Source organism: Flavobacterium sp. AC105, assembly GCF_979258495.1.
The window spans coordinates 5,105,658-5,119,360 of the sequence record NZ_OZ409860.1; the positions used below are offsets into that span (position 1 = coordinate 5,105,658).

Annotated in this window: 11 protein-coding genes and 1 pseudogene; 9 read left to right on the forward strand and 3 right to left on the reverse strand. The window is 32.7% G+C overall.

The window, feature by feature from the left end:
• Positions 1 to 78 precede the first annotated feature (78 nt).
• The 3 genes from ACZ0AH_RS21055 to ACZ0AH_RS21065 all read left to right on the forward strand — a co-directional run bounded on the left by ACZ0AH_RS21055 (position 79) and on the right by ACZ0AH_RS21065 (position 2,715).
• On the forward strand, positions 79 to 687 hold the full coding sequence (locus ACZ0AH_RS21055; RefSeq protein ID WP_463477709.1) for a hypothetical protein: 609 nt from the start codon (positions 79 to 81) through the stop codon (positions 685 to 687).
• A gap of 280 nt (positions 688 to 967) precedes the next feature.
• Positions 968 to 1,360 carry a helix-turn-helix domain-containing protein gene (locus ACZ0AH_RS21060; RefSeq protein ID WP_463477710.1) on the forward strand — a complete coding sequence of 131 codons (393 nt, stop codon included), beginning with the start codon at positions 968 to 970 and terminating at the stop codon, positions 1,358 to 1,360.
• A gap of 380 nt (positions 1,361 to 1,740) precedes the next feature.
• Positions 1,741 to 2,715: an IS110 family RNA-guided transposase gene (locus ACZ0AH_RS21065; protein ID WP_463475246.1), complete on the forward strand. Its 975-nt coding sequence runs from the start codon at positions 1,741 to 1,743 to the stop codon at positions 2,713 to 2,715.
• 121 nt (positions 2,716 to 2,836) lie between these two features.
• Here the strand turns inward: ACZ0AH_RS21065 and ACZ0AH_RS21070 are convergent, their stop codons facing one another.
• Both ACZ0AH_RS21070 and ACZ0AH_RS21075 read right to left on the reverse strand, forming a co-directional pair.
• Entirely contained in the window at positions 2,837 to 3,883 is a 1,047-nt protein-coding gene (locus tag ACZ0AH_RS21070; protein ID WP_463477711.1) for an NAD(P)-dependent alcohol dehydrogenase, read from the reverse strand.
• 190 nt (positions 3,884 to 4,073) lie between these two features.
• Positions 4,074 to 5,321, reverse strand: coding sequence for an ABC transporter permease (locus tag ACZ0AH_RS21075; protein ID WP_463477712.1), 1,248 nt, complete (start codon positions 5,319 to 5,321; stop codon positions 4,074 to 4,076).
• Between the two features lie 164 nt (positions 5,322 to 5,485).
• Here ACZ0AH_RS21075 and purH point away from each other — a divergent pair, with 164 nt between their 5' ends.
• The 6 genes from purH to rodA all read left to right on the forward strand — a co-directional run bounded on the left by purH (position 5,486) and on the right by rodA (position 12,750).
• Complete coding sequence (gene purH, locus ACZ0AH_RS21080; protein WP_463477713.1) at positions 5,486 to 7,012, forward strand: bifunctional phosphoribosylaminoimidazolecarboxamide formyltransferase/IMP cyclohydrolase; 1,527 nt, start codon at positions 5,486 to 5,488, stop codon at positions 7,010 to 7,012.
• A 54-nt stretch (positions 7,013 to 7,066) separates the two neighbouring features.
• Entirely contained in the window at positions 7,067 to 8,095 is a 1,029-nt protein-coding gene (locus ACZ0AH_RS21085; protein WP_007804822.1) for a rod shape-determining protein, read from the forward strand.
• A 116-nt stretch (positions 8,096 to 8,211) separates the two neighbouring features.
• A complete protein-coding gene (mreC, locus tag ACZ0AH_RS21090; RefSeq protein ID WP_463477714.1) occupies positions 8,212 to 9,036 on the forward strand; it encodes a rod shape-determining protein MreC in 825 nt (274 codons plus the stop codon).
• Entirely contained in the window at positions 9,029 to 9,535 is a 507-nt protein-coding gene (locus tag ACZ0AH_RS21095; protein WP_463477715.1) for a rod shape-determining protein MreD, read from the forward strand. The genes mreC and ACZ0AH_RS21095 overlap by 8 nt, the downstream gene beginning before the upstream one ends.
• Positions 9,532 to 11,499, forward strand: coding sequence for a penicillin-binding protein 2 (mrdA, locus tag ACZ0AH_RS21100; protein ID WP_463477716.1), 1,968 nt, complete (start codon positions 9,532 to 9,534; stop codon positions 11,497 to 11,499). The genes ACZ0AH_RS21095 and mrdA overlap by 4 nt, the downstream gene beginning before the upstream one ends.
• Before the next feature lie 15 nt (positions 11,500 to 11,514).
• Positions 11,515 to 12,750 carry a rod shape-determining protein RodA gene (rodA, locus tag ACZ0AH_RS21105; protein WP_463477717.1) on the forward strand — a complete coding sequence of 412 codons (1,236 nt, stop codon included), beginning with the start codon at positions 11,515 to 11,517 and terminating at the stop codon, positions 12,748 to 12,750.
• Positions 12,751 to 12,979: 229 nt separating this feature from the next.
• Here the strand turns inward: rodA and ACZ0AH_RS21110 are convergent.
• Positions 12,980 to 13,661, reverse strand: a pseudogene (locus ACZ0AH_RS21110) (DedA family protein).
• Positions 13,662 to 13,703 lie beyond the last annotated feature (42 nt).

Sequence of the window (13,703 nt, forward strand, 5' to 3'; positions counted from 1 at the left end):
CCGAACTTCTTAACATATAAAATCCCATTCGCTTCGGCCGATGGGATTTTTTTATATCTTTATTTTAAATCTTACTTTATGAAAAGAGTTTTAATTGGTTTTATAGTTTGTCTGTTTCTTTTGAATTGCGCTAAAAAAGAAGAAAAGGTTATTATTAAAAACAAACCTTATATCATCTCCTATGAAGATAAAGAACGTGAAAAATATTATGATTCCATAAAAACTCATACAAATAGAGTTGTTCTCCCTCCATCAACAAAGGGATTTTTCTATGGAGAAAGCCAATTAATAATCGACAAGAAAGGGAATTTATATTTTTATCAAAAAAGATACATTGAAATCTTATGTAGCTATGGTAAAGAAAAAGACACACTTCCACATTTTCTTGATCTACAACCAAAAGATATTGTCAAAATTCCGAAAAAATGTCTAAGCGATTTTCTCTCAGAAAATATTTTAACAAAAGAGAAAAAGAGACAATTTTTAACAATAGGCTCACAAAGCGATACAATTAAAAACCCTTATTTTTTGGATTTTTTAAAAAGTAACATCATACAAACGTATCACATAAGAAGAACTACACAAGAAGAAGATACTGTTTTGAAATACAAAAACAATAGTGATTACTATTATCCTGATTCGATAAAATGGGACAAGACAAAAATTAAACTTCCTAATAACAAATAATATATATCGTTCCTACGGAACTTTAAAACACGTCATTTCCTATCTCATCAGAATAAATTCCGTTGCTACAAATATTGCATTCCTACGGAATTTTTCCCGATGTGTGATTTTAATATCAACTAAACAATACTTGTCTGAAAAATTGTATTTTTGTTTGATCTCCAAACGCAAATAATAGTTTTGTACCCAAGCAAACTATCATAAAAACGTATCGAACATAAATTGATCAGTTTTTTACCAAAACCGATTTTTTTTAAAGCATTATAAATATCTTTGACTTATGAGCGCAGCAACGAAACCAAATCATATAGGGCGAAAAATTAGCCGTATTCGTGAACTAAAAGACATGAAACAAGAAGCTTTGGCACAAGCTTTAGGAATATCTCAACAAACTGTATCTGCAATAGAAAACAGCGAAACTATAGAAGACGAAAAACTTGTAGAAGTAGCAAAAGCACTTGGCGTAAGCGTTGAAGCTATAAAAAACTTTACAGAAGAAAATATGATTACGTATTTTAATACATTTTATGATAATAGTGTTGCTAATGGAATCAATAATCCCGTTAATTGCACCTTTAATCCATTAGATAAAGTAGTTGAATTGTACGAACGTTTAGTTCAGGTAGAAAAAGAAAAGAATGAGTTTTTAGAAAAATTATTAAAAGAAAAATAAGGCTTTTCTAAAACATATTGATACAAAAAAAATCCCAAGGAAAATATTTCTTGGGATTTTTTATATATTCTTAAATTATAATCTCGCAAAGTCGCAAAGACGCAAAGTTTTTTACATCAATAGATATTGATTTAGCAAATGAGATTGCTTCGTTCCTCCTTTAGATTTGTTTTTTTGAAAATTGACTAAATTTATGATTGAGAAAGGAAGCCAAAGTACACTATTCGTTCCTCCGAGCTTGTGACTCATTTTGCGATTAAGACTTTCGCTTCCTCTTCATCAAAGACTCAGATAGAAATTTGGGCTAGAGACCCGTTATTAAGGAGTTGAGCTTATGATGAATTTCTCAAATCATTTTGTTAAATCGTAAAAACAAAGTTATGAAAAACATTATTATTGGCATCGACATTAGCAGTAAGACTTTAGATATCTGCATTAAAGAAGAGGTTGTAAGTTATTTTTCTATTGAAAATAAAGCTTCGGTTATTAAGCGCTTTTTAAAAAAGTACACGGCAGATAATGTAATTCTGGCAATGGAAAATACGGGTAGATATAATTGGAATCTATATGAAGTACTTGAAAACCTTAACTTTAAAGTTTATGTAATATCTCCTTTGCATCTTAAAAAGAGCATTGGTCTTACAAGAGGCAAAAATGATAAAATTGATTCACTTCGTATCTGCAATTTTATCGAAAAAAATTATCAGGAAATGACACAATGGAAGCCTTGTCCTGAATCAATTAAAAAGATAAAAATACTACTGACAGAAAGAGCTTTAAGAATAAAAATGAAAAAGCAATTAACTGTTCAGCAATATGATTATAAATTAATGAAAACCATTAGCCTGGATAAGCAATTATTAAGCTTAAATATGAAACTTATTAAAAGTATAGAAGTCCAAATTAAGATTATAGAAGCCGATATTGAGAAAATTATAACTAGTGATGAAAAACTTAACAAACAGCAAAAACTGATAAAATCAGTTCCTGGAGTAGGTAAGATTTTATCATGGACATTACTATCAAAAACAGAAGGATTTACAACTATAAAAGATCCAAGAAAAATGGCTTGCTATAGTGGTGTTGTACCTTTTGATTTTCAATCCGGAACATCTTTAAAAAGAAGACCCGGAGTATCCATGCTGGCAGATAAAGCATTAAAAGCTATTCTTCATATGGCAGCAATGAGTGCAATACGATTAGATAATGACTTACGGGTGTACTATAAAAGAAAAGTTGCAGAAGGAAAAAATAAAATGAGTGTTTTAAATGCTGTTAGAAACAAAATAATACATCGAGTTTTTGCGGTAATAAAAAACCAAACCTTTTATCAAAAAGATTTGGTTTTATCATAGAAATCGCAAAGACCAAACTCTGCGAAAATCTGTTTAAATCAGTTTAATCCGTGGGCAAAACTCGATGCCAACAAAAACCTTTGAACCTTTGCAACTCTGTCTCTTTGAACCTTTAAAAAACCTACTTCAAAGAAGCCATATCAATTACAAAACGATACTTCACATCGCTTTTGTTCATACGATCATAAGCTTCGTTAATATACGACATATCAATTATCTCAACATCTGATGTAATATTGTGTTCTGCACAGTAATCTAACATTTCTTGCGTTTCTTTGATTCCGCCAATTAAACTTCCCATAATACTTCTTCTTTTCATGATTAAAGTAAAAACCGGAATTTCAGCAGGCGCTGGCGGAGCTCCAACAACAATCATGGTTCCGTTGGTTTTTAGCAAATTCAGATAAGCATTATGATCGTGTTTTGCAGAAACAGTATTTAGAATAAAATCGAAACTATTGGCTAGAGATTCCATTGTTTCGGGATCTGATGTAAGTGCAAATTTGTGCGCTCCTAATTTTTTAGCATCAGCTTCTTTAGATGGAGAATGGCTTAACATGGTAACTTCGGCACCAAAAGAAACGGCAAATTTCACCGCCATATGTCCTAAACCTCCCAGACCTAAAACCCCAACTTTATGTCCTTTGCCCACTTTTAAATAACGTAATGGAGAATAAGTTGTAATTCCGGCACATAACAATGGCGCTACTCCACGCAAATCAAGTTTATCAGAAATATGAAGTGTATAATTTTCATCAACAATAATACTGGTAGAATATCCTCCTCGGGTTGGAATATTTGTGCCTCTTTCGACACTGTTATACGTTCCGGTCATTCCTTCTTCGCAAAACTGCTCCTCGCCTGCCTGGCAACTTGGGCATGTTCTGCAAGAATCAACAAAACAGCCAACTCCGGCAAGTTCTCCTACTTTAAATTTAGAAACTTCACTTCCAACAGCTACAATTCTCCCAACAATTTCATGTCCGGGAACTAATGGATAATTTACAGGTCCCCAATCTCCTTTTGCTGTGTGAATATCTGAATGGCAAACACCACTGTATAAAATTTCTATCTGAACCTGGTTTGCACCAACTTCTTTTCTTTCAAACGTATAGGGCTTTAACGGATTTACAGCATCGTATGCTGCATAAGCTTTTACTGGTATCATAGTATCGCATTTTAATTTAGGGTACTAAAATTACGACAAAATTTTACAATTAAAGGAATATTGAAGTTGTAAAAAGAATAATTAAAGGTAAATTATCTCATTTACCTTTTTAAGGAAGTAAATGAATAATTTTCTCCATACTGGATGTTGAAAATTTATCTAATTATTATTTATAAAAGTTTAATATGATTTACATTCCAGTCCTGATAGCTTCAACAGGATCTAGATTTGCAGCTGAAATTGCCGGCAAGATTCCTGAAATTAATCCGATGATTGCGGCAAGGGTAGTTCCTAAAATTACGTTTCCTAGACTTAGAACAAATTCAAAATCAAGCATTTTTGTCAGAATTACCGAAATTCCCCAAACCATAAGCAATCCGATTATTCCTCCGATAACAGAAAGAATAATGGCTTCAAATAAAAACTGAAATAAAATAAAGCGATTTTTTGCTCCCAATGATTTTTGAATTCCAATTAAATTTGTGCGTTCTTTTACCGAAACGAACATAATATTGGCAATTCCGAAACCTCCAACCAAAAGAGAAAATCCACTGATTATCCATCCCACAACATTCATCTGACCTAAAATTCCATCAATAAAATCAGTGAAACCAGAAAGTACATTCACGAAAAAATTATCCATTTCTCCATCTTTCATTCCGCGTACGGCTCTTAATTTCTGTGCAACTTCAGCTTTATAAGCGTCCATATCAACACCTTTTACAGGTTTTAAAACAATTACCGGAGTCATCGCATCGCTATCGCCATACATTCTGCGTAAAAAATTAGCCGGAAAATAAACCGAAGTATCATTACTGTCTCCAAAAAAACCAGCTCCTTGTTTTTTAATTACGCCAATAACGGTAAAACGCTGTCCGTATAATCTAATATTTTTTCCAATTGGATCAGTAGTCCCAAAAAGGCCATCGGCAATATCATATCCCAAAACAATAACGGCTGTTCCTGAATTTGATTCGGATTCATTATAAAAACGTCCTTTATCAAAACTTAATCCGTCGATATCGACCATTTCAAATGACGAAGGAACCATATTTACATCGGCAACGGTTTTCGAATCGTATTTTAGACTTTCGTGATTTACAAAAAGCTGATAACCTACCTGATCTGTATTATTAAGAGAATTTTTTAAACTAATATATTCATCATATTTTACATTTGGAAACTGTTCCCTTTTCCATTGTGGAATTTCTGATGGCCCAAAACAATATTTCATTAAATAAATCGTATTTTTATCTAAGCTGCTCAAATCTTTAGAAATTTTTCGGTCTAAAGAATCGACTGCCGCCAAAACCGCAATAATTGAAAATATACCAATTGTAACACCTAATAACGACAATAAAGTTCGCAATTTATTATTTCGTAAAGCGTTTATGGCAAAGCTTAAACTTTCTTTTAATAATCTTAGATAAAGTAGCATATAATCATATTTTTCAATAAAGTAAAATTCAATAAATTAAAATCAAAAACCTAATAAAAGTTAACTTACTCATCAGTAGTTTTTTTTAGTATAATGTTACATATATTTCTTTAAAATAATATTTAAAAAAACTACTTTTGCAGTCTGAAAATCATAACTACACAATGAGCACAACTAAAACAATACAATCGGCATTAATATCTGTTTTTTCGAAAGACGGACTAGAGCCAATCGTTAGAAAATTACACGAACAAAACGTAACACTTTATTCAACCGGAGGAACTGAAGATTTCATAAAAAATCTTGGGATTCCTGTAGTTCCGGTTGAGGATATAACTTCTTTCCCTGAAATTCTTGGCGGAAGAGTAAAAACATTACACCCGAAAATTTTTGGCGGAATTTTAAATCGTCAGGATAACGAAAGCGATGTTCAGCAAATGAAGGAATTTGATATTCCGCAGATTGATTTAGTTATTGTTGATTTGTATCCTTTTGAAAAAACGGTTGCTTCTGGTGCAAGCGAACAAGATATTATTGAAAAAATTGATATTGGCGGAATTTCATTAATCCGTGCCGGTGCAAAAAACTTCAAAGACACTGTAATTGTTGCTTCGGTTAACGAATATAGTTTGCTTCTTGATCTTATTACAGAACAAAACGGAGCGACAACTCTTGAAAACAGAAGATTGTTTGCTACAAAAGCATTCCACGTTTCTTCTCATTACGATGGCGCTATTTTTAATTATTTTAATACAGACGAAACGATCTACAAGGAAAGTATCGAAGGCGGTCAGGTTTTGAGATACGGAGAAAATCCACATCAAAAAGGATTCTTTTTTGGAGATTTTGATGCTATGTTCAAAAAAGTTCACGGAAAAGAGTTATCTTACAACAACTTACTGGATGTTGATGCTGCAGTAAACTTAATTAATGAGTTTAAAACTGACGGACCAACCTTTGCTATTTTAAAACACAACAATGCTTGCGGCCTGGCATCAAGAAAAACAATTAGCGAAGCTTATCTAGCAGCTTTGGCTTGTGATCCTACATCTGCATTTGGCGGTGTTTTGATTGCAAATACTAAAATTGATTTGGCTACAGCTCAGGAAGTAAACAAATTATTTTGTGAAGTGGTAATCGCCCCAAGTTATGATGACGATGCGATTGCAGTTTTGCAAGAAAAGAAAAATAGAATTATATTAGTTCAAAATGAAGTTGAATTACCTTCAAGACAAGTAAGAACATGTCTTAATGGTTTGTTAATTCAGGACAGAAATAATATTACGGATAATAAAGAGCATTTAAAAACCGTTACAATTACAGAACCTACTGCTCAGGAGATCGAAGATTTGATATTTGCTTCGAAAATTTGCAAAAACACAAAATCGAATACGATTGTATTTGCAAAAAACGGAACATTAATTTCATCAGGAACTGGTCAGACATCAAGAGTTGATGCATTAGTTCAGGCTGTTGACAAAGCAAAAGCTTTTGGATTTGATTTAACGGGTGCTTCGATGGCAAGTGATGCATTTTTTCCATTTCCGGATTGTGTAGAATTAGCCAAAAAAGCAGGAATTACAGCAGTAATTCAGCCAGGAGGTTCGATAAAAGACGAATTAAGTATAAATTATTGCAACGAAAATAATCTTGCAATGGTATTTACAGGAACGCGTCATTTTAAACATTAATTTGTTTAACTTTGTTCAAAATAATTTATAACATTTTAAACCCCTAAAAAACTTATGGGATTTTTTGATTTCATGACCGAGGATATTGCGATAGACCTTGGTACCGCAAACACTTTAATCATACATAATGATAAAGTCGTTATTGATAGTCCGTCGATCGTTGCACGTGATAGAATATCAGGCAAAATCATTGCTGTTGGTAAGGAAGCCAATATGATGCAAGGTAAAACGCATGAAAACATCAAGACCATAAGGCCTTTGAAAGATGGTGTAATTGCCGATTTTGATGCTTCAGAAAAAATGATCAATATGTTCATTAAAAGTATTCCGGCATTAAAGAAAAGAATGTTTACTCCGGCTTTACGCATGGTAGTTTGTATTCCGTCTGGTATTACTGAAGTGGAGATGCGCGCTGTAAAAGAATCTTGTGAAAGAGTAAACGGAAAAGAAGTTTACTTAATTCATGAGCCAATGGCAGCAGCAATTGGTATTGGTATTGACATTATGCAACCAAAAGGAAACATGATTGTTGATATTGGAGGTGGTACAACTGAAATCGCTGTAATTGCATTAGGTGGTATTGTATGCGACAAATCTGTGAAAATTGCAGGTGACGTTTTTACAAATGATATTGTTTATTACATGCGTACACAACACAATCTTTTTGTGGGAGAAAGTACAGCAGAGAAAATAAAAATTCAAATTGGAGCTGCTATCGAAGATTTAGATGGTCCTCCGGAAGATATGTCAGTTCAGGGTAGAGATTTACTTACTGGTAAACCTAAACAAGTTGATGTATCGTATCGTGAAATTGCAAAAGCATTAGACAAATCGATTCAACGTATTGAAGATGCCGTAATGGAAACTTTATCTCAGACTCCTCCAGAATTAGCTGCAGATATTTACAACACAGGTATCTATTTAGCCGGTGGTGGATCTATGTTAAGAGGTCTTGATAAACGTATTTCGCAAAAAACAGATTTACCTGTTTATATTGCAGAAGACCCATTAAGAGCAGTTGTTCGCGGAACTGGAATGGCGCTGAAAAACATTGCTAAATTTAAAAGTATCTTAATTAAATAAGATTCAAAATAACAATCAATCAATATATTTTTATAAGAGTTGAATTAACTGAATTTGACTCTTATAAAATTTGAAAACCCAAAAGCATATCCTGAAACAAAATAACCAAACAAGAAATGCAGCAAATTTTTAATTTCATTATAAGAAACAGCAATCGGTTGCTGTTTTTGCTGCTTTTAGGTATTTCGTTGGCTCTCACAATTCAATCGCATTCTTTCCATAGAAGTAAAGTAATCAGTTCTGCTAATTTTTTAAGCGGAGGTGTTTATGAAAAAATCAATCATGTAAACGAATATTTGAATTTAAGAACTGAAAATGACGAACTTGTACTTGAAAACGCAAGATTAAAAAGTCTTTTATTCAATAAAGAAGACACTACAAAAGTCCCTTTAGCGGATAGTATAAAAGGAGTAAAACCTGCTGATATTATTGTTTCAAAAGTAATTCACAACTCATATAACACGCATGAGAACTTCATTACTTTAAATTCAGGAGCAAATGATGGCATTAAACCTGACATGGGTGTTATCAACAGTTTAGGAATTGTTGGAGTTATCGATGATACTTCTCCAAGATACTCCACTGTGGTCAGTATATTGAATATGAAATCGCAAATTAATGCGAAGCTAAAAAAATCAAATCATTTTGGATCTTTAACCTGGGACGGAAAAAGCACTGGATTTGTTCAGCTAGAAGATGTTCCGAGACTGGCTTCTGTTAGAAAAGGAGATACGATCGTTACAGGCGGACAGTCTGTAATTTTTCCTGAAGGAATTAATATTGGTACAGTAGAAAACATATACAAAAAAGATAATACAAGCTATTATGTTATAAAAGTTAAACTATTTAACGATATGACAAACTTAGGTCATGTATATATTATCAAGAGTAAGGATAGAGAAGAACTTATTAATTTAGAAAAAAAGGAAAAAGATGAATAGCGCTTTGTTAGTCAATATTTTTCGATTTATTATGTTACTAACAATTCAGATTGTTATTTTCAATAATATGAATTTTTTAGGGTACATAAGTCCCTTTCCATACATTTTATACATTATTTTGTATCCGGTAAACAGCAATAGAGCAGGTCTTATTATCTCTAGCTTTTTGCTTGGACTAACAATGGATATGTTTTGTAATTCAGGCGGAATCCACGCTACGGCATGTGTAATCTTAGCATATTACAGACCTTATATTTTTAAGTTTTCATTTGGATTAAGCTACGAATACCAAACTATAAAACTAAACGAATCATTAACACCAGAACGTTTTTCGTTTATTTTAGTTTCTGTTTTAATTCATCATATCGTATTATTTGTACTTGAAGCTTTTCAGTTTAAATTTATTTGGGATATTTTACTTCGAACTTTATTTAGCTCGATATTTACAATAATCACTTCAATCATAATAATATATCTTATTAAGCCCAATAAACGATGAGAAAAGTTCTGCTGCCCTCTTTAATTATTATTGCAGCATCTTTGCTAGTGATCAGGATATTCTATTTGCAAATTGTTGATGATTCCTTCAAGTTAAAATCAGAAAACAATGCAATAAAGAAGAAGTACGACTATCCTGAAAGAGGTTATATTTATGACAGAAACGGCAAATTATTAGTGGCCAATCAGGCTTCTTATGATATCATGGTTATCCCGAGAGACATAAAGGAGAATCTAAATATTACTGAATTCTGTACTTTGCTAAACATTACCAAAGACGAATACGAGAAAAGAATTGCCAAGGCTAAAGTCTATAGCCCAAGACTACCATCTGTATTTTTAGCTCAGCTGAACAAAAGTGAATTTGCTGCCTTTCAGGAAAAAATCAGAAAATTTGAAGGTTTTTATTTTCAAAAGCGTTCTCTTCGTGATTACGAAGTAGATTATGGCGCCAATATTTTTGGCTCTATTGTACAGGTAAATGAAAAATTAATTGCTAAAAACCCTTATTACAATAGTGGCGACTTAATTGGAAAACAAGGTGTTGAAGAAAGCTACGAAGAAGTTTTACGCGGAATAAAAGGTGTAAAATACATTCAAAAAGATAAATACAACCGAGAAATTGGTTCTTATAAAGAAGGAAAATACGATACTATTGCCGTTGCCGGAGAAGACATTAATTTGACTATTGATGCTGAACTTCAAAAATACGGAGAAGAATTAATGATCAATAAAAGAGGCGGAATTGTTGCTATTGAACCTAAATCTGGTGAAATTTTGGCACTAGTTACTGCACCATCTTATGATCCGGGCATTTTAGTAGGAAGACAAAGATCTAAAAACTACACGCTTTTATATCACGATTCGATTGCAAAACCTTTATACGACAGAGGACTTTTAGCAGAGTATCCTCCGGGTTCTCCATTTAAAATCTTAACTGGTTTAGTGGCATTGCAAGAAGGAGTAATCAATGAGCAGACTACTTTTATGTGCCATCACGGATTTAGTTATGGTAGAGGCCGTTTTATGAAATGTCATGGTTTTGGTCCGCATCAATTGCATAATGGAATTTATAATTCCTGCAACACCTATTTTGCAAATGCATACATGTTAACCATTAATAAATATTCTGATCCGGGAAAAGCTGTTGATGTATGGAGTGATCACGTAAAAAGTTTTGGATTAGGCCAGTTTATGGGTTATGATTTGCCTACAGGTAAAAAAGGAAACATACCAACCTCAAAAACATACAAAAAAATATATCCTAACGGAGGCTGGAGAAGCACAACAATTGTATCAAATTCAATTGGCCAGGGAGAAGTTTTAATGACACCAATACAACTTGCCAATATGATGGCGACGGTTGCAAATCAGGGTTATTATTACACGCCTCATATCATCAAAAAAATTGAAGGCAAAAAAATTGATGCTAAATTTACGACAAAGCACGTAACGACAATTGATCAAAAATATTTCCCTCCTGTAATAAGCGGTTTATTTGATGTATATAACAAAGGAACAGCTTATGCACTTAAAGTTGAAGGTATTGACATTTGCGGAAAAACAGGTACGGCAGAAAATTTCGCTAAAATAGACGGAAAAAGAACACAACTTAAAGACCACTCTATTTTTGTGGCTTTTGCTCCAAAAGATAATCCGAAGATTGCAATCGCTATTATGATTGAAAACGGAGGTTTTGGTGCAAACGTAGCGGGACCAATTGCCAGTTTGATGATTGAGAAATACTTGAGAAAGAAGATTACAAGAACTGATTTAGAAGTTCGCGTTTTAAATAAAAGCCTTTTAAGCGAATATGCTAAGGTTGGTGGTATAACAGCAGCGAGTGCAATAGAATCTACACCAAAAGATTCTATTTTAAAAGCTAAAATCGTTGTTCCGAAACCAAACACAACTCCTAAAACTGAAGTTAAAAAAACAACAATAGACACTACTAAAGAAAACTAACAAAGATTATTTCAAATGAGAAATCAAAGTGTAAAAAATAATATTGACTGGATAAGTGTCTTTATCTATATTGCGCTGGTAACTTTAGGGTGGCTAAACATCTACTCTTCTTCGTTACTTTCGACAGAAGGAACGTATCAAAAGCAGTTGATTTTTATTGGCTGTACTATTCCTTTGATCTTTGTTGTACTTTTTGTTGATGGAAAGTTTTACGAAAAATATGCCAGTATTATTTTTGGGGTTTCCTTATTATCGCTTGCCGGTTTATTCCTTTTTGGAAAAACAATTGCCGGACAAAGATGCTGGTATGCTATAGGTAGTTTTACGCTTCAGCCTTCTGAGTTTGCAAAAGCCGCTACATCATTGGCATTAGCCAAATATTTAAGTGATACTCAGATAAACCTAAAAGAAACAAACAGGCAAATTCAGGCTTTAGCCATTGTGTTTTTACCTGTATTGTTAATTCTGCCGCAACCGGATCCGGGAAGCGCTTTAATTTACAGTATTTTCATTGTTGTATTATACAGAGAAGGATTGCCTTCATGGTATGTATGGACTGGTTTTATCACTATTTTATTGTTTGTACTAACACTTGTTTTAGAACCTTATGTCGTAATTCTAATCGCTTTTGGAGTATTAGCCATTATACATTTTAAAGGTCGGGCAGTTGACCGAAACTTACTTTTAAGTGGAATATTGCTGGTCGTTATTTCAGGTTTTGTTTTATCTGTAGATTATGTTTTTGACCACGTTTTTAAACAGCACCATAGAGACCGTTTTAATATTTTGCTGGGAAAAAGCGTTGACATGAAAGGTATTGGATATAATACCAATCAATCTGAAATTGCTATTGGTTCCGGGGGCTGGATAGGAAAAGGCTTTTTAGAAGGAACTCAGACTAAAGGTGGTTTTGTTCCTGAACAGCACACCGATTACATTTTTACAACCGTTGGGGAAGAATGGGGATTTGTTGGTTCGTTAGTTGTTATTGCTCTTTTTGTTGGTTTATTTTTAAGAGTAATTTATTTGGCCGAAAGACAAAAAACAAAATTCAGCAGGGTTTACGGTTATTGTGTTGCCGGAATTCTTTTCACACACTTTTTTGTAAATATTGCAATGGTTATTGGAATTTTCCCTACTATTGGAGTTCCGTTGCCGTTCTTTTCATATGGAGGTTCAGGACTTTGGGGATTCACTATTTTATTGTTCATCTTCTTAAAAATGGATGCTAATAAAGTAAACGAGTGGTAGTTTTTTTTTGAAAAATTCCAATTAAAAAAATTCCCAATTCAACTACTTTATAAATATATTATCTAGTATTCCAAGCAATCAGTCACGTAATTAGGATTGTATAAATAATATTGAAAACAAATTTATTATAGTATCTAAATCTATCAGGATTTATTAAGTCACATTCAAATTCAAGCATAAAAAGTCCGAAGTATAACTTCGGACTTTTTATTTATTTAGTAATATATTATTATATATTCTCGCTTGGTCTTTTCTTTAAAAGCTTCAATAAGACCGGAAACGTTGATATGATAACAATAATAACAATAATATATTCTATATGTTGTTTTAAATCAATTCCTTGTTTCAGGAATATTCCGTATAAATAATGTCCTGAAAAGATCAATATAAAAGACCATAAAAATGAACTTAGAATATTATAGAACATGAATTTCTTTTTATCCATAGAAACTATACCTGCAATAATTGGAGCAAATGTTTCTGAAAATTGGCAAGAAACGTGCATAGATAATTGCTTTGCCACCATATTTTTCAAAGAAATCTTTAGATTGTAATAAGTACTTCTTTTTAAACCAAAAACTATCTTCTTTTTTAAACAGGTAATAGCCACTTTTTGCTCCAAACCAATATCCGGTCATATTACCTAAAACTCCCATTATAGCAATTAAAGTAGAAAGTAAAAATACATTTATGAAATCAGCCGGGATATCAACAACATTCTGAATTAAGTCACGACTGTAAATACCTGCCAGAAAAAGCAAACTGTCTCCAGGCAGAAAAAACCCGGCAAAAAGTCCTGTTTCGGCAAAAACTATAAACAAAACAATAAATAAACCAATTTGGAAACCACCGATACTTAGGGTAATATAAAATTCAGGGTTAATTAATTGAGTCCAATCAAAATTATTCATAAAGAGTTTGGTTATATTTATAGTGCGTGAAAGTAACAATAA

Bases quoted from the DNA above. Each gene is read 5' to 3' on its own strand.
- rodA (WP_463477717.1), top strand. From the start codon at position 11,515: ATGAGAAATCAAAGTGTAAAAAATAATATTGACTGGATAAGTGTCTTT.
- ACZ0AH_RS21055 (WP_463477709.1), top strand. From the start codon at position 79: ATGAAAAGAGTTTTAATTGGTTTTATAGTTTGTCTGTTTCTTTTGAAT.
- ACZ0AH_RS21085 (WP_007804822.1), top strand. From the start codon at position 7,067: ATGGGATTTTTTGATTTCATGACCGAGGATATTGCGATAGACCTTGGT.
- ACZ0AH_RS21065 (WP_463475246.1), top strand. From the start codon at position 1,741: ATGAAAAACATTATTATTGGCATCGACATTAGCAGTAAGACTTTAGAT.
- mrdA (WP_463477716.1), top strand. From the start codon at position 9,532: ATGAGAAAAGTTCTGCTGCCCTCTTTAATTATTATTGCAGCATCTTTG.
- ACZ0AH_RS21070 (WP_463477711.1), bottom strand. From the start codon at position 3,883: ATGATACCAGTAAAAGCTTATGCAGCATACGATGCTGTAAATCCGTTA.
- mreC (WP_463477714.1), top strand. From the start codon at position 8,212: ATGCAGCAAATTTTTAATTTCATTATAAGAAACAGCAATCGGTTGCTG.
- ACZ0AH_RS21060 (WP_463477710.1), top strand. From the start codon at position 968: ATGAGCGCAGCAACGAAACCAAATCATATAGGGCGAAAAATTAGCCGT.
- ACZ0AH_RS21075 (WP_463477712.1), bottom strand. From the start codon at position 5,321: ATGCTACTTTATCTAAGATTATTAAAAGAAAGTTTAAGCTTTGCCATA.
- ACZ0AH_RS21095 (WP_463477715.1), top strand. From the start codon at position 9,029: ATGAATAGCGCTTTGTTAGTCAATATTTTTCGATTTATTATGTTACTA.
- purH (WP_463477713.1), top strand. From the start codon at position 5,486: ATGAGCACAACTAAAACAATACAATCGGCATTAATATCTGTTTTTTCG.